This is a genomic window from Wolbachia endosymbiont of Drosophila seguyi (assembly GCF_028981765.1).
GTDB lineage: Bacteria > Pseudomonadota > Alphaproteobacteria > Rickettsiales > Anaplasmataceae > Wolbachia > Wolbachia pipientis.
On the sequence record NZ_JAPQLM010000144.1, the window covers coordinates 1 to 16,294 of the forward strand.

General features: G+C 35.8%; 14 protein-coding genes and 1 tRNA gene. 4 read left to right on the forward strand and 11 right to left on the reverse strand.

The annotated features are described in order from the left end of the window. Positions 1–226: 226 nt before the first annotated feature. The 6 genes from OZD62_RS03510 to OZD62_RS03535 all read right to left on the reverse strand — a co-directional run bounded on the left by OZD62_RS03510 (position 227) and on the right by OZD62_RS03535 (position 6,440). Positions 227–1,033, reverse strand: coding sequence for an SDR family oxidoreductase (locus tag OZD62_RS03510; protein WP_275019439.1), 807 nt, complete (start codon positions 1,031–1,033; stop codon positions 227–229). Positions 1,034–1,038: 5 nt separating this feature from the next. Continuing rightward, positions 1,039–1,683 (reverse strand): alpha/beta hydrolase, encoded by a 645-nt coding sequence (locus OZD62_RS03515; protein ID WP_010962980.1) that lies wholly within the window; start codon positions 1,681–1,683, stop codon positions 1,039–1,041. Positions 1,684–2,080: 397 nt separating this feature from the next. Next, positions 2,081–2,446: a hypothetical protein gene (locus OZD62_RS03520; RefSeq protein WP_138264783.1), complete on the reverse strand. Its 366-nt coding sequence runs from the start codon at positions 2,444–2,446 to the stop codon at positions 2,081–2,083. A gap of 120 nt (positions 2,447–2,566) precedes the next feature. Next, complete coding sequence (locus tag OZD62_RS03525; protein ID WP_275019441.1) at positions 2,567–4,234, reverse strand: aminopeptidase P family protein; 1,668 nt, start codon at positions 4,232–4,234, stop codon at positions 2,567–2,569. An 8-nt stretch (positions 4,235–4,242) separates the two neighbouring features. Further along, complete coding sequence (mnmG, locus tag OZD62_RS03530; RefSeq protein WP_275019442.1) at positions 4,243–6,177, reverse strand: tRNA uridine-5-carboxymethylaminomethyl(34) synthesis enzyme MnmG; 1,935 nt, start codon at positions 6,175–6,177, stop codon at positions 4,243–4,245. Between the two features lie 187 nt (positions 6,178–6,364). After that, a tRNA-His gene (locus OZD62_RS03535) sits at positions 6,365–6,440 on the reverse strand. A gap of 150 nt (positions 6,441–6,590) precedes the next feature. Between OZD62_RS03535 and murJ the strand changes: the two genes are divergently transcribed. Beyond that, a complete protein-coding gene (gene murJ / locus OZD62_RS03540; RefSeq protein WP_275019443.1) occupies positions 6,591–8,078 on the forward strand; it encodes a murein biosynthesis integral membrane protein MurJ in 1,488 nt (495 codons plus the stop codon). A 3-nt stretch (positions 8,079–8,081) separates the two neighbouring features. Further along, positions 8,082–10,625: an AsmA family protein gene (locus OZD62_RS03545; RefSeq protein WP_275019444.1), complete on the forward strand. Its 2,544-nt coding sequence runs from the start codon at positions 8,082–8,084 to the stop codon at positions 10,623–10,625. Between the two features lie 54 nt (positions 10,626–10,679). On the opposite strand, the gene OZD62_RS03550 is transcribed toward OZD62_RS03545, so the two are convergent. The 3 genes from OZD62_RS03550 to OZD62_RS03560 form a co-directional block, all read right to left on the reverse strand. Then, a complete protein-coding gene (locus tag OZD62_RS03550) occupies positions 10,680–11,873 on the reverse strand; it encodes a phage portal protein (RefSeq protein ID WP_275019445.1) in 1,194 nt (397 codons plus the stop codon). 235 nt (positions 11,874–12,108) lie between these two features. Next, positions 12,109–12,372, reverse strand: a complete 264-nt coding sequence (locus tag OZD62_RS03555) for a type II toxin-antitoxin system RelE family toxin (protein WP_080717643.1) — start codon at positions 12,370–12,372, stop codon at positions 12,109–12,111. Further along, positions 12,348–12,581: a DUF6290 family protein gene (locus tag OZD62_RS03560; RefSeq protein ID WP_275019446.1), complete on the reverse strand. Its 234-nt coding sequence runs from the start codon at positions 12,579–12,581 to the stop codon at positions 12,348–12,350. The genes OZD62_RS03555 and OZD62_RS03560 overlap by 25 nt, the downstream gene beginning before the upstream one ends. A gap of 251 nt (positions 12,582–12,832) precedes the next feature. Between OZD62_RS03560 and lipB the strand changes: the two genes are divergently transcribed. Together lipB and OZD62_RS03570 are read left to right on the forward strand one after the other, a co-directional pair. After that, positions 12,833–13,450 carry a lipoyl(octanoyl) transferase LipB gene (gene lipB / locus OZD62_RS03565; RefSeq protein ID WP_010081985.1) on the forward strand — a complete coding sequence of 206 codons (618 nt, stop codon included), beginning with the start codon at positions 12,833–12,835 and terminating at the stop codon, positions 13,448–13,450. Next, positions 13,450–14,427, forward strand: coding sequence for an LD-carboxypeptidase (locus tag OZD62_RS03570; RefSeq protein ID WP_010081984.1), 978 nt, complete (start codon positions 13,450–13,452; stop codon positions 14,425–14,427). Before lipB ends, OZD62_RS03570 begins: the two co-directional genes overlap by 1 nt. 232 nt (positions 14,428–14,659) lie before the next feature. On the opposite strand, the gene terL is transcribed toward OZD62_RS03570, so the two are convergent. Further along, a complete protein-coding gene (gene terL / locus OZD62_RS03575) occupies positions 14,660–16,135 on the reverse strand; it encodes a phage terminase large subunit (protein ID WP_275019447.1) in 1,476 nt (491 codons plus the stop codon). Beyond that, a partial coding sequence (locus OZD62_RS03580; protein ID WP_275019324.1) for a transposase occupies positions 16,128–16,294 on the reverse strand: 167 nt, incomplete at its 5' end. The genes OZD62_RS03580 and terL, both read right to left, overlap by 8 nt.

Below are 16,294 nucleotides of genomic sequence, written 5' to 3' on the forward strand. Positions count from 1 at the left end.
TCCTCCAAAATTTTATTTTACCCAAAAAAACTCTTTTCTTTCTCTCCACTTTTTCTGGGTAAGGTCACTATTTCTTAAGTAATTTACACTTCAGAGTTTATCTGCTTTAAAGTTTACTCTATTCTGTTTCAGCATTTGTCATAAATCCTTAATTATTTCTGACTTTTTAGTTCAGTTTTTAACCATTCTTTCCTTAACTTAATGGCAGTGACAATAAGCCTATCTATCATTCTGATGTGATTTCAGTTTTGTTTACGTGCAAACTCTCTAATCCCACCTTGTAGTTAGGATAAATTAGAGAGACATTAAGATCTTTTTTAATTTTAACATTACTTACTCTCTTTGATCCTAAATAAAAACTCTGTGCATAATCTGGTAACTCAATTGGTTCTGGAGGGCTAACATTGAGAAGTTTGGTCGCATATATTACCACTTCAGATTGTATAGTGGGTAAATCGTCTGCACAATTGTATATTTCACCAGGTTTTATGTTTTGCATGGAAGAAAATAAAATATTTGATATATCTTCAACGTGAATACGAGAAAAAAAATGCCCTTCTTTTTTCACATTCCTTGCTTTGCCAAGCTGCAAGTCAATTAACACGTTCCTACCAGGACCGTATATTCCAGCTAAACGAAAAATATGTACAGGCAATCTGCTATTCAGCCACCTCTTTTCAGATCTAAGGCGCTTTTCTCCTCTGATTTCTATAGGTTTTGTTTCAGATTCCTCATTCACCCAATTACCAGAGTGATCACCATAGACGCTAGTTGCAGACAAATAACCGAACCATTTTACATTTTGCAGGCAATCACCGTATCTCTCCACAACATCATCGCCATCTGGAGGAATAGAAATTAAAACGTGCGTTGCGCTTTTAAGCAGATCTTGACTAACTTTCTCATAATTAAAGAGGATTACATCTTGTATATTTTTACTTCTTGATGTGCCACTGACTTTCCAACCTAAGTTCAGTAATTTTTTCGATAAAAATTTAGCTACATATCCATAACCAAAGCAAAACAAGTGCATGAAAATTAATTTTTAAAATTCTTCTTGATAAATTCTACTCCTAATTTTATTCCCTCTTCATTAATAATATGCCCTAATGCATGAATTGGGTGTCCTTCAACATTTACTCCATTTTCTTTCAGAGCTTTAACCGCTAAGTCGAGGGACGAAAAAGGTACCACGTCGTCAGCATCACCATGGATAACACATATGTTAGGTTTTGATTTGATCTCTGGTGCAGTTTTTGAAGGTGAAAGAAACCTACCAGAGTATGCAACAACTGATGCACAGGATTGAGAGCGGGTGAGAGCTGTATGTATTGCAAGCATTGCTCCTTGAGAAAATCCAACTAAAGAAAGTTGCGTATCTTTTAAATTAAGCTCCTTTAATTTTGTATCAATGAAATGATTTACAATTGATGTAGCATTTTTTACTCCATTATATAGCGCTTCCTCACTACGATCTTCCAAGCTGAACCACTGATAACCATCACCTATTTCTCTTTCAAACGGAGCATTGGGTACTGTAAAATATGAACCCAGTAAAAACTTGCTCATAACTTTAGCAAGGTGAATGAAATTATCGCCACTTGAGCCCCAACCATGTAAAAAAATAATCAAATTTTTCTTATTTCCGCCTGCACAAATTTCTGGGCCTTTAAGTTCAATCATTTCTTTTCCTTTTGCGTTTATATTTTTATTTAACACTAATTTTCAAATTTGTAAAACCAATGTGCAATTACGTTCCCGATACTACAGATAAAGTGACTTAGGTTCATCGACGATTTGAAAAACCGTCATTCCGCTACTCGTTAGCGGCTGAGATACCGCGAATGAATCGCGGTATGACGTAGGGAAAACCTTAGCTATAAACCTCAGAAATAAGAAAACAAACTAGAAAAAATACCTCACTATAACTGCAGCCTTAAGCAACGTACCTTATTTATTTACGAAAACTGGTATAAATGCTATGCAAGTAGCTACACTACTTGCATGACATCAACAATTGACCTCGACTTACCGTCCAACTAGAAAGTTGTATATGGAATGACAGAAATCCAGATGTTATTTACTTACTTTCGATCTTTTCTATCAATTTTTTAACTAAACCTCTTAGCTTCTTACTGGATTCATCAAGCTCTTGAATTTGCGAGCTGCGCTCTTTCATTAGTTCCTTATAGTTACCTCTTATGTAGTCAATCATTTCCTTCATCTGAGCAATCATCTTGTTAGCATCCATGCTGTCCAAATCAGGTATCATGTTAGGCATAGCGCCTTCTAACATACCGCCAGCCATAAGCTGCTGAGACATTTGCATAAATGGTTTTAAAGTCTGATTAAGCAATTCAGGATCCTTGGCTAATTTTTCTATTTGCTCTTTGCAAGTATCCATATACTGCTTCATAAATTCATCTTCTTGCACTTTACCTGTCATAATTACACCTACTTGAAAATATCGATTCTTTATTATGTATTGTTTTTAAATTAAAAACAATACAAAATACTCATCACAATTGCATTAATACTTTTTAAATAATAAAAAATGCTCCTTTGCTTATAAAGGGTCACATACTTTCTTTAACCACTCCTTATCTTTGACGCTATTTTCTAAGTTTTTATAGACAAATTGATGGTAGCCATTTATCCATTCAATTTCATCCTTAGTAAGCATTCGCACATTTATTAGTCTTCTATCATATGGAATAGAGGTCAGTTGTTTAAAGTTTAAGAAGCCGTTTTCTTGTCTGTTGACATACATCAGATTTTCAATCCTTATTCCATACTCTCCCGGAATGTAATAGCCAGGTTCGTTGGAAAGTATCATCCCTGGCGTGAGTTTCACTTTATTACTTTTTGATATTGCTTGTGGTCCTTCGTGTACTGATAGGTAACTTCCTACTCCATGCCCTGTACCATGCATATAGTCCATTCCAAATTTCCATAAATGCGTACGTGCCAATATATCCAATTCTCCACCAGTAGTGCCGGGGGGAAAGACGACACTTGCTATAGCAATGTGAGCTTTGAGTACTATTGTATAGTGGGTTATTTGCTCATTGGTCGGATTACCAACTACTACAGTTCTTGTCACATCAGTTGTGCCGTCAAGGTACTGGCCACCAGAGTCAATCAAATACAGTCCATCTTTCTGAATTACTTTATTCGTCTTACTGCTTGCACGATAGTGAATTATTGCCCCATTCTCATTAAATGCAGAAATTGTTGGAAAGCTCAATTGTTTAAACAAATTCTGCTCTTTTCTGTATTCTAAAATCCTTTCTTCAGCTTCAAGCTCTGTACCAACATTACTTTCAAGCCAATGTAGAAAATTTGTAACTGCCACTCCATCTCTGATGTGCGCATTTATAGCCCCAGCTATTTCAGTTTGATTTTTTACTGCTTTATAAATTAAACAAGGATCCTCTCTTTCAGCTACCTGTTTATCTTTTATTACAGCCATGATACTCATTGGAGTTGTGTTTGGATCTATAACTATTGAATTTAGCTTGTGCAGCGAATTTTCTAGCTCACTGATATCAAAAATATTTATATGATTGCCTAAATTTGCTTCTATAGTTGAATGTTCTTTATCTTGAATAAACAAATCAACATTACCGCTTTTATACAATATAGCACGACCCAATATACATGGAGTATATTTAGCATTTTCGTTTCTTAAATTTAATAACCATGAAATTGAATTTGGATCAGTTAAAAGCACTGCTTCAGCTTCTTTATCTATACTTTTAGCGACTTTTTCACATTTGTCCTTACTACTTTCACCAGCATATTTAATAGAATGTAAAACCACTGCTTGTTTTCGATAGTCACTTTTTTTTCCAGCTAAACAGGGTATTAATTTACAGATATTCTCATACTTTCTTATATCTTCCATGGTAAAATATTGCAAATAATAACCTAGTGAGGCAGTCGATGTTAAGTTTGCTTTTATCCATTCGCGTGGATCCTCTTCTTGTATATTATATACTTGAAAATTGCCCTGATCGAGCTGATTGTGAGCTTGTGTGATATAGCGTCCATCTGTAAAAAATTGGCACTTGTTGTTTTTTGTAACAATAAGCAGCCCATTTGTTCCTGTGAAGCCACACAGCTTTGTTAGCTCCTCTGAATACTCATTTAAATATTCGTCTTTAGTATGTAACACAAATGCATCAACGTTTATTTCGTGCATAAAAGAACGAAATTCTTTGATTTTTGACATGGAATGCCTCACGCAAAACTAGCAGCTACTTTCGTTTTCCTGTTTCTCAAATACACTAATATGCTCACTATCGCTGCGGGAGTGATGCCTTGTATTTGCTTTGCAATGCCAATCGTCGCTGGTTTTATTGTTTGTAGCTTTTCTATTACCTCACTTGACAAGCCTTTAACTTGTGAATAGTTGAAGTTGATTGGAATTTGAGTGTTAATTTCCTCTCGTAAAAACTTCATATCTGCTTCTTGTCTTATTAGGTAGGGTTTATATTTTGCTTCAATTTCAACCGCTTCGCATATTTCATTCTTAGCTCTATTATCCGCTTTGGTGTGTCCCATTTTGCCATTCCAGCGCGTGACGCTGCTTAACTCCGGCCATATTTCTTGTAATTTATTCCAGTCGATGTTTGGAGAGCTAAGTAAATCTAGTGCCGTTTTTCTTATCCCATCATAAGATATTTTGATACCATAAGACCTAAGCTGCTCAGGAGTAATCGTCAGACTCCCTAACTTCTCTTCAAGCTGCTTAATGGATTCAAGTTTATTCTGTAAAACAGAGTATCTCTCATGCGAAACAAGGGAAATATCATAACCTTTTTGTGTTAATCTTCTATCTGCATTGTCTGACCTGATAGCTAGCCTATATTCTGCACGCGAGGTAAATAATCTATAAGGTTCGATCACCCCTTTGATGACTAGATCATCTATCATTACGCCGATATATGAGTCTGTGCGATGAAGAACAAAGCTTTCTTTTTTTTCAGATGCAGAAAGTGCTGCATTGATCCCGGCAATAATTCCTTGCCCTGCTGCTTCTTCATATCCAGTGGTGCCATTAATTTGGCCAGCAAAATATAGGCCTTTAATTTTCTTAGTTTCAAGAGTATGAAACAGCTCTCGTGGGTCAATATAGTCATACTCAACTGCATATCCAGGCCTTAGTATTTCTGCGTTTTCAAGTCCTTTGATACTCTTTATCATTTCACGCTGCACTTCAATAGGCAATGAATTTGAAATTCCGTTCGGGTATACAGTATCATCATCCAGGCCTTCTGGCTCTAGAAATATTTGATGACTACTTTTTTCTGCAAATTTATTAACTTTAACTTCAATTGATGGGCAGTATCTTGGTGCTATAATATCATCCAAATACGAAGAAGCTGACCTGTGCAGATTCTCTCTAATTATTTTATGCGTGTTTTCATTAGTATGGGTAATAAAGCATGATACCTGAGGTTGGTTAATTTTTTCTGTGAGATAAGAAAACGGCACAGGTGGATTATCACCCACTTGTTCTTGCAATATTGACCAGTTTATAGTGCCACGATCAAGCCTCGGTGGAGTTCCAGTACGCAATCTACCTAATTTAAAATTATATTTCTTCAACGTATTTGCAAGTTCTACTGCAGGCTTATCTCCCATTCTCCCTGAAGGAGTTACCTGCTCTCCTATATGAATCACACCCCGCAGAAAAGTCCCTGTAGTTAGAACGACTTTACTTGTCAGTATATGCTCCCCTGAGCTTGTTATTACAGCTTTAATGCACAATTCTCCATTGTTATTACTCTCTATAAGAAAATCGTCAACCGACTCTTCTTTTACCGTCAAATTATTATAATTTAGAATAATTTCCTGTATTGCTTGCTTGTATAATTTTCGGTCTGCCTGTGCACGCGGGCCCCATACTGCTGCACCTCTGCTGCTATTTAAAATGACTGAGTGTATACTTGCTTGATCGATTGCTCTTCCCATTATTCCATCAAGAGCGTCAACTTCCCTGACTACAACGCCCTTTGCAACTCCTCCGATTGCTGGATTGCAGGACATTTCCCCTATAGTTGAAATTTTATGAGTTATAAGCAGCGTGTTTGCACCAAGGCGAGCTGCAGCAGCAGCAGCTTCGCACCCTGCATGACCACCACCTACTACTACTACATCATATTTATGCATGCCTTCTTGAGTAATTCTTACTCTACTAATATTCTAACTATTAGCGGTTAATGTCAAATTTTACAGTAATTAACTATTTCAATCATCAGTGGCCAATGTATAGCTAACTCACGTCATACCGTCACGGTATCTCTAGATCCCGCTAACAAGCAGCGGGATGACGGTTTTTCAAATTATCGGGTTTTAGTGGGGCGAGCGACCAGGATCGAACTGGCGACATTCAGTACCACAAACTGACGCTCTACCAACTGAGCTACGCCCGCCAAGATATAAAATTTCTAACATAAGAGCGCAAATAGTCAATTGATTATTTAACTCTCCTTTTGCAGAGGGTTTTAAGTTTAGCCAATAAATATTTTCATTGATACTTTTACCATTATAGTTAATTGTATTGACACTAATGAAGTAGTGGTATGTTTAAAAGTATTTTCACATTTAGTTTTTTTACGGCTATTTCAAGGATCTCAGGGTTAATAAGAGATGTATTGATTGCTACGGTTATTGGTGCGAACTCTCTTGCAGACATATTTTTTTCTTCGTTTCGTTTTGCCAATCTATTTCGAGCATTTTTTGCAGAAGGAGCGTTCACTACCTCATTCATACCATTATATTCGACAGAATCATATGATAATAAAAAGGCATTTAATTTTGCAAGTAGTGTAATATCCATTACGTTTATTATCTTAGTAATTTTTTGCCTTATCATGCAAACTTTCTCCCCTTATATGATTCAAATTTTTGCTCCTGGATTTGACCAAAGTAAGTTTACCCTTACTGTTACTTTATCAAGAATTATGATGCCCTACATAATCTTTGTTTCAATTGCATCACTTATTGGTGGAATGCTGCAAGTAAAGCAGCATTTTGCTTCAACAGCTATTGCACCAATCGTTTTGAATCTCTGTTTAATCATCAGTTTGTTTGTGCCTTACGTAAAAACTCCAGCGCACAACCTTTCTATAGCTGTCCTTATAGGAGGAATTTTCCAGCTACTTTTGATACTATTTAGTGCATACAAGTTAAAGGCAGCTTTTTCTTTTAGCCTTGAATTAAGCAATGAAGTAAGGTTATTTTTTAAGCGTGTGATACCTGCAATTATCAACAATTGTGTAACTCAAATAAGCTTATGGATTGATACAATCATGGCGAGTTTTATACCAAATGCGGTGTCCTATATATATTATGCCGATAGACTAAATCAACTACCGCAGGGAATAATCGGTACTGCAATTGGTACAGTGCTTCTTCCTTTAATTTCAAAACAGGTGGATAATACTGAAAATATAGTCAAAATACAGAACAAGGCTCTCAACATAGGATTAATGTTAATTATGCCAACAACTGCTGCCTTTATCATTATTCCCGACATAATTTTACTTACGCTTTTTTCTTACGGCCGGTTTGATCATTATGCAGTGCAGCAAACTGTTCCCACTTTAATAGCATTTTCTCTTTCTTTACCTGCATTTATTATAAATAAAGTATTGCTACCTGCATTTTTTGCTAAAGGCAATCTGAAAATACCAACCATATTTTCGCTAATGTGTCTTGGAATGAATGTAGTGCTAAACCTTTTGTTAATGAACGAGTATCAGCATACGGGGATTGCTATTGCTACTTCCGTTTCCACTTGGATAAACTCTATTCTATTAATTAGTTATTTAACAATAAATAAAATGTATAAGGTTAGCCAAGCGTTATTGTTAAATGTCATGAAAATTTTTGTAGCAACGGCAGTCATGTCAATAGCCCTTTATATTTTTAATTCTTTGTTGGCAGGATTATTTTTTGATAAAATGTTGGCTCGTATTGTTTATTTAACGACTTTAATAGCTTTGAGTGTTATTGTTTATTTTGGTATTCTCTATTTAATATTTAAGGGAAACTTTAAGCATGTGTAAATTATGAGACTTTCTTTATATGCTATATTATCAATCTCACTGCTATTAATTCTCATGCATGTTGCTGCAACTTTTAAGGATTGGAGTGGCTACAGGAAATATATCATAAAAGAGTTAGAGAAGACGTATGATGCTAAAGTGCATATTGGGGGAAAAATTAAAGTTTCGTTGATTACCCCAAAGCTCACTATTTATAATGTATACGTACAATACAACGAAAATAAAGAGCAAAAGTTGTCAGATTTAATTAGTGTAAGAAAAATTGAAATAAGGCCATCATTCCTATCGTTGTTTTTATTTTCGTTGCAACCAAAGTCAATCACATTGTTTGGCATGAAAAGCAACAAAGAAAATTTACTTAATATTATAAATACAAACGCCAGTGGTAACACAGTCGATATAGTAATAAAAGACAGCCAAGTAAGTTTCAAGAATGATTTCGCTGATATTGTTAACATAAAGGAAGTTGCTGTAAAAAAAAATAAGCAGTTTTTTGGTAAAGTAAAGGTAGGTGATAATAATTACGATTTTTCAGGAAAGGTTAATATCACAAAAAGGAATGTACACATTAGTGTTGAATCAAATTTTGTAAATTTGCTATTTACAGGTAATAGAAATCAAGAAGAACTCCAGGGTAATTTAACATTAACAATTAATAACAGTTCCGGTTCTGTGAGTGATTTAGCAAAAATCATTAATCTTAGCTTTCTCTCTTGTGTTATTCCTAGCGAAAATATCAAGATATCATCCAATATAAGTCTTAATGAAAGTGAGTTTACGGCAACTGACTTAAAAATTGATTCCAAAAGCATGCAAGCCAGCGGTACAATACAAAATGATAGAAAAGGCAATCACACTAATTTCAATATTAGCTTCAGTAAAGTTGATTTAGATTCCATACAAAATGATTCACAAAGAACAATGAATATGAAGGATCTTCTGGAATGTTTTAGAGCAGTTGTGCCAAAGAACTTGAGCTTAAATTTTAATATGGAAGCTTCTAACATTCAATATCAAAACAAAATATTGGACAATTTCCGTGCTGTACTAAAATCCACTGATGGCAAAGTAAAAGTTAATACGCTTCTTAAATTTCCTGGAATCAATAATATATCTTACTTATCAGGAGAGATCTCAAACAATAATGTCCTATCTGAATTCAACGGTGATTTATTAGTCGAAGGAAATGATTTTGAGTCATTCATTTCATGTTTTTTCCCTTCTATAAAGATGAAAGAAAACCAGAAAAATCAATTTACACTAAGTTCTAAACTGCACCTTGCACCAAGAATATTATCTATCTCAGACATTAGACTGCTAAATAATAAGGAATCCTTGCAAGGATCAATTAGAGTAAGCCACACAAAAAAACGCAGTGTGATCGATGGTGAATTTAGCATGCATAATCTTGATGCAGATAAATATGATCATTCATTATTTAGCAGTTTACCTAAAATACAATGGCTGAAAAATTTTCAGTATGATACAAATATAAAGGCCCGTGTTAATAACCTTACATTGAATGATACGAAAATTAAAAATTTGGATTTTTTGCTGAAAATGGAAAAAGGTAAGCTAGTTGCAGATAAAATAAAACTATCTGGAGAAGATTTCGATATTACCGGTAATGCAAAAATATTAGCAGATCAAAAATACGCCAAACCTTTATTAGATGTTAACCTTACGGGCAGTAAATTTAATGGAAAAATTATTACATTACCAAATTTAGTAGAGACGAAAAGAAATTCAAGAAATGAGATAGATCAAATTCAATGGTCAACAAAGCAGCTTGATTTTTTGGATGATAAAGAAGGCTTTGATGCAAATGTGCAAATCAATACTGCAGAATTTAAAACCGAGCAGAATGTTTTAAAAGATTTTAATTTGGATGCGGTAATGAGAAACAACACTATCACTATCAGGCAGGCAAGTTACGTATTAGAACGCGGGCAAGTGTTTTTTCAGGGTTATTTAAGATCAGACTCAATAAATACAAGATTTTCTATTGTAAATTTGGACACTAAAAAGATTGGTAAGGTTATAGGAATTGACAATGTAAATGGTCAGGTAAGCTTAAATGGTGAAATCAAAACTCAAGGAAAAAGTTTTCATGATTGGGCTAGTAACTTATCAGGAGATGTAAACTTACAAGCGCAAGGAATAGAAGTTACTAATGTAGATTTCAATTCATTTATCACTAATTTGTTAAGCAGTAAGAATAAATCTGAAATTTCCACACTTGCTTATGTTGATATATATAATGGCAAGACATTTTTTGAAAATATTAGCGGAAAAGCAAGTATTAAGAGTGGTATATGTTCAACTAGTTTACAGTTCGGGATTGATCAAGCATCAGGATCGATCTCTTCTAATTTAACCTTATCTAACTTCGCTTTAGCTTCTATATTCAGGTTCTTTTTCATACCACCAAATTATAGTAATCCAATCTATATCGATATGCATTTGGATGGCCCTATTTGGCGTCCTAAGATGAGTTTTGATGTAGACCAAATCTTCATCGCTCTGGTTGGCAAGAAAAATAGTTAATTTACTTAGGTGTACGGTTTAGGGGACAATAAACTCATCTGAACGGATACAAACTTAACCTAACTCATCACCACCTGGCAGTGGTGGCAAGCCAAATGCTTCTCTCTTTTCGTTGAGCGTCATGAAGCTTGCGTTTTCTACGTATTTCCACAACTTTTGTCTTTTTTCCATGAGAATTTCTATTGCATCTTTGTCATACGACAAGCACAGATCTTCACCAAATCTTGGTGTCAGCCAAGAATTCAGGTGACAGATAATATTTTCTAGCGTTGGTAAAACCGTCTGCTCCCAGAGGGATAAGCGTGCTTCGACTAAATTGCTATAAGTGTTATCACCCGGTATGCCAAGCAATTGCGGTGGAACGCCAAAAGCTAGCGCAATATCACGAGCTGAGCTGTGTTTGGACTCAATAAAATCCATATCCCTTGGCGATAAGCTCATTTCTTTCCACTCCAAGCCTCCTTCAAGCAATATCGGTCTTCCAGCGTTTATAGAACCTGAATAATGATCATTTATCTGCGCTTTTAAGCGTTGGTACTGCTCTTGACTTAAACTTCCACCACTTCCATCTTTTGCTGATTTTACAACTATTGCACCACTTGGTCTTGCCCCATTTTGCAACATCGCTTGATTCCAAGCACCCGCCTGATTATGTTGATCTATGCTATATGCAGCTGCCTCAATTGGTGATAACCCATACCAATCATTCAAAGGATTAAAGGTCTTTAAGTGCAACACTGCTGAACATCCAGTTAGTTTATCAACTTTAAAGTCATAACTGTTGTTATTTATGGTATAACGATAGATATAAGGAACGTTATCTCTCCCTGGAACAATTTCAACCCTATCGGGGCGCAGAAGATAAAGCTCTGTTGGTGGTTTTCTACTATTCTGTGACTCAACCATCAATATATAAGAATTGCCGTTAACTAACCGATAAGTTACAATCCCCTCAATAAATTCCGATTTTGATGTCATTGGATTAGGAGAATAAAGTAATTTCAGTAATGGATGGGCTTTTAATTGCGATTTTCCCTGTTCAGTAAGCTGGCAGAGAGTAAAAGGTACCGAAGATGCAGCACTTGCAATCATATTAATTGCTCGAAAGGCAATAACATTTTTTATGTAACCTTCCTCAGCAAAACTTACATAATCACGCTTACTCCAACTTGGCTCCATCATTAGCTGCAAAGCAGAATATTTAGTAAATACTGCGCTTTTTTTTCTTTGAAAAATATTGAGATTCATATATGCCTCCTAAAAAATTGAATTTGTGGTAGAATTATATCAATTGGTGTCACAGGAAGGATATACTAACGTACGAACATTATGTTTGAGAGCAATCTCTACACAGTAGTTAAATGGCAGGCACAATAAGGGGTAGCAAAAAGAATGAGCTTTTTTTTTGAGCTGAGCGAAGCCACCTAAGGTAGAAAATGAATCAGGAAGGAGTAAAAATATATTTAATATTTATATGATGTACTTACTTATAAATATCTTTTCTGTGTCCTATCTCTGTGATAACCACTTCATATTTTATAATATTTACGGAATAGATAACGCGATAATCACCTACCCTTAATCTTCTTTGTCCTTTAAATCTGTAATATAATGGCTCACCAAGGTTAATGGGATCAACTGTAAGGCGCTTATTTATCGCATTTATGATCCTTAATCTTATTGTTTTTGGAAGAGCTGGAAGGTCTTTCTCAAGAACGCTTTCTATGAAGATAATATTGTATTCCAGTCTACATCCTCACTTCTAATTTTCTTTACACCTGAAACATTACGTTTAGCAGCACGCTCAATTAGTATTTTATCTTCCTCATTTTCAATTGCTTCTTGTATTAGCTTCTCTGTTAGTTCTTGAATGGACTTATTTCTTATTTTAGCCAGTCCAGCAAGACACTCTGAAATTTCGTTGTTGAAAGTTATGCTAAATTTTGAGTTTGCCATATATTTTACCTAAAATCTACTAATAATTATACAACATTTTTCTGAATTTTTCAATAAAAAAAGTTGCCTATACGTAAAGAGGACCTGTGTTGACAAATAATTAAACATTTGTCATGTACTATGTTTGTTAAGGAGAAATAGCACAGAAGTTAGTATTAAGTATATTAGGAATAAGAAAGGCTGCGCCCAGTGTCACACACTGGAATAACAGGAAAAAACGAACTGCTATACTAAAAAAAAAGAAATAGAATATGACAGAATGGCTAATATCTAATCAGCTTATTGATTATAACTGTGCTGTAAAATCCATGGAAGAGAAAATTCAACAAATTCACAATAATTCAGCAGACGAATTGGTATGGCTACTCCAGCACCCTCCACTTTATACTGCAGGAATCAGTGCAACAGCTGATGATATTGTTGAAAAACTATTTCCCATATATAAAACAGGAAGGGGTGGTAAACACACATATCATGGTCCAGGACAGCGCATTATATATTTAATGTTAAACCTTAAAAAAAGAAACAAATGCGATATAAAGCTATATATTAGAGATCTAAGTAAGTGGATCATAAATGTTTTAAAGCAATTTAATATACTTGGAGAGTTTAGAGAAGATAGAATAGGCATTTGGGTAAACCATAACGGAGTAGAAAAAAAAATTGCAGCTTTTGGTATTCGCTTAAGAAAATGGGTAACTTATCATGGCATAGCGCTTAACGTCTTTCCAGACCTCTCTCACTATAAGGGTATTATTCCTTGTGGGTTGCAAGGTTATGGCGTCACGTCAATGGAAGAACTAGGAGTGAAAGTTCCACTCTCTGAATTGGATGATATACTAAAAAAAGAGTTTTATAAGATATTTTAATGATTGTTTACCTTTTATATTTCATTCTCACTTTATGTGCTAACACAGGTATTCATGCAATGGACCAAGTTGATATTATTGCTCCTTCCTCCAAGGGAAAAGAATCAGATCTGACTACTATAAAAGAATATGTAGAAGCTTTGGATTTTAATCCCCATATTTCGGAGAAAATATATAGTAATGATAACCCATTTTATTCCAACTCTGATGAATTCAGAGCAAATGATTTGGTTAGTGCACTAACCGGTGATAGTAAAATAATCTGGTGTATCAGAGGAGGAGAAGGGGCTTCTCGGTTAATTCCCTATCTAGAAAAGTTACCCAATGATAAAAAAGAAAGGATTGCTCAAAACAAAAAGATCCTCATAGGCTATAGCGATATAACTGCCTTGCACATCCATCTACAAGCTAAATATGATTGGCAAACTCTTCACGGCACCATGTTGGAAATGATAGTAAATAACTCCGTTTCTGAAAGCTCTGTTGAAAAATTGAAAGAGTTAATTCTTAACAAGCGGGATTCTATCAGATTTGATAAGCTAAAGATGATAAATAATGGCATTAGACTAAAAGATGGCAGATTAAAGTCTAAAATCATCGGTGGTAATATGACTTTAGTTGAAAACAGTATAGGAACTGTTTGGCAAATAAATGCGAAAGGTAAAATTCTATTTTTAGAGGACATAAGAGTCTACCCATACGCAATAGAGCGCAGTTTAGATCACCTAAAACAAGCTCACATCTTTGATGGAGTACATGCAGTAATCTTTGGGGATTTCGTTAACTGCTATAACGATAACCTTGTTGAAGTTGTAAAAGAAAGGTTTGCAAAAAGTGTTAACTTTCCTGTATTTACTATGAAAGGGGTAGGCCATGGACATACAAATGATCCTTTACCTTTTAACACTCACGCTATTATTAGCGTTCAAGACGAAAAAGAAGGTTTGTTTTTTATGGACGTGCAGAATGTTAGCTAATCTTATAGCTAACGCGAGCTCTACGTCATACCGCCGCAGTATCTCTTAGCCGCTAACACGTACTTAACCGTCATACCGCGATTCATTCGCGGTATCTCATCCGCTAACAAGCAGCAGTTCTACGTCATACCGCCGTGGTATCTTTTAGCATAGATCCCGCTAACACGTAGCGGGATGACGGTTGTCAGGGTGTCATGCAAGTAGCTGACTACTTGGATCTGGTAGGCTTAAATCACAATGCCCGTAAAGCTGCGACCCTAGAGCTACTATCTCTCACCCACTGCAAATATTGCACGGTACTATCCACTTGATCATCGTGTCGAGTTTCAGGAAACATTAAAATCTCATACTCAAAATCGTTCAGCCATACTGCTTGGTGCGGCAGAAAAACCTTGCCAGACTCTATAATCGGAACAATTTGATAAAATCGAGTGAGTTTGTCATCATGTGGTACTATTTCGATAATTGGTAAATCACTGTTTGTCTTTAGCTCTTGCACCAATTGCTGACCACTTGTTTTTGCTTCGATTAAAATTGCGTGCGGTGTCCATCTTGCAGCTAGTAACAGAACTTGCTCTTTAAGCTTTGGATACTCAAGCTTTGCGCGATATACATCGAGTAAATAGAATTTATTGCCCACTTTTGTCCAGGTGGTGCAGACGCTAAAGTTGCTCATGCTGCTTGTTGAAACTGCAGTGTCCCAGCTCTGAGTGACATATGAGAGACTATCAGAAAAATTTCTATAGCGCTTCAGCCACTCTCGTTTAATTATACCACTTGAAAGTGGCAGAGGGTTTTGTTGATATTGTGCAGCAAAAGCGTAACTTCCAAGTTCAACCTTTATCATCTCAACTTCTTCTTTTCCTCCATCGAGGGGATATAGCAACTGACCTTCTTCTCTTGAGTATAATATTACGGGTGGTGTCATTCTAGCACTTGATGCTGTAATCCAGCTTTTGTACTCATTTGTAGTTACTCGGGTGACAGGAACAAGAAAAGGAGGCGCTGGCTTTTTGATTGAATAGATAATCTCCTTATTTTCAGATATCATCGGTAAACAAGTATGGTTCCATATGTTTTTCGGTTTGGAGAGAAGGTGCCCGGTTAAATCTTCTTGATGTAGCCTATGCATCACAAGAACAATTACTCCTTTTTTTCTATTGTTGAGCCTGGCTACTAAAGTCTGGTCAAACCAATTTGTAGCACGCTTTCTAAACGTTTCACTCAAAGCTTGGGCGGGACTCAGTGGATCATCCACGATGATGAAATCACCACCTTCACCTGTTAACGTCCCTCCAACTGACGTTGCGATTCTGTATCCTCTCTGCACTGTTTGAAATTTGTATTTGGTATTCTGATCTTTGGATAGTTCTACCTCTGGAAACAGCTCTCTATACCAACTAGACTGCATTATGCATCTTGTATCGAGCGAGTGCTTTTCGCTAAGCAGCCGAGAGTAGCTTGCAACTATTATTCTTGCAGTTGGCTGATTTCCCAGTATCCATGCGGGCCACGCAACACTAGCGCACAGGGACTTCATTGAACGCGGAGGCATATTGAATATTATTCGCCTCATTTTGCCAACATTTGCCGCTTCAAGTCTGTCTGCTATGACTTTTATATACTGATAATCATTATACTCACACCCCGGCACTACCGTTTGAAAACACAGTTCAGAGGTTGTCCGGAAACTAGTAAATTCAAGCATATTCCCTCTTTAACATAACCCTACTCATAGCTAGGTATATGAAATTCTCAGTGGATGTTGTGAGTAAATCATACTCCTTCGATAGCCTTCTATTCCTATTAACCCAAGCAAAAGTCCTTTCTACAACCCATCTTCTTGGCTGTACTTTAAACCCTTGTT

Bases quoted from the DNA above. Each gene is read 5' to 3' on its own strand.
- OZD62_RS03545 (WP_275019444.1), top strand. From the start codon at position 8,082: ATGAGACTTTCTTTATATGCTATATTATCAATCTCACTGCTATTAATT.
- OZD62_RS03515 (WP_010962980.1), bottom strand. From the start codon at position 1,683: ATGATTGAACTTAAAGGCCCAGAAATTTGTGCAGGCGGAAATAAGAAA.
- terL (WP_275019447.1), bottom strand. From the start codon at position 16,135: ATGCTTGAATTTACTAGTTTCCGGACAACCTCTGAACTGTGTTTTCAA.
- OZD62_RS03560 (WP_275019446.1), bottom strand. From the start codon at position 12,581: ATGGCAAACTCAAAATTTAGCATAACTTTCAACAACGAAATTTCAGAG.
- murJ (WP_275019443.1), top strand. From the start codon at position 6,591: ATGTTTAAAAGTATTTTCACATTTAGTTTTTTTACGGCTATTTCAAGG.
- mnmG (WP_275019442.1), bottom strand. From the start codon at position 6,177: ATGCATAAATATGATGTAGTAGTAGTAGGTGGTGGTCATGCAGGGTGC.
- OZD62_RS03510 (WP_275019439.1), bottom strand. From the start codon at position 1,033: ATGCACTTGTTTTGCTTTGGTTATGGATATGTAGCTAAATTTTTATCG.
- lipB (WP_010081985.1), top strand. From the start codon at position 12,833: ATGACAGAATGGCTAATATCTAATCAGCTTATTGATTATAACTGTGCT.
- OZD62_RS03525 (WP_275019441.1), bottom strand. From the start codon at position 4,234: ATGTCAAAAATCAAAGAATTTCGTTCTTTTATGCACGAAATAAACGTT.
- OZD62_RS03550 (WP_275019445.1), bottom strand. From the start codon at position 11,873: ATGAATCTCAATATTTTTCAAAGAAAAAAAAGCGCAGTATTTACTAAA.
- OZD62_RS03570 (WP_010081984.1), top strand. From the start codon at position 13,450: ATGATTGTTTACCTTTTATATTTCATTCTCACTTTATGTGCTAACACA.
- OZD62_RS03520 (WP_138264783.1), bottom strand. From the start codon at position 2,446: ATGACAGGTAAAGTGCAAGAAGATGAATTTATGAAGCAGTATATGGAT.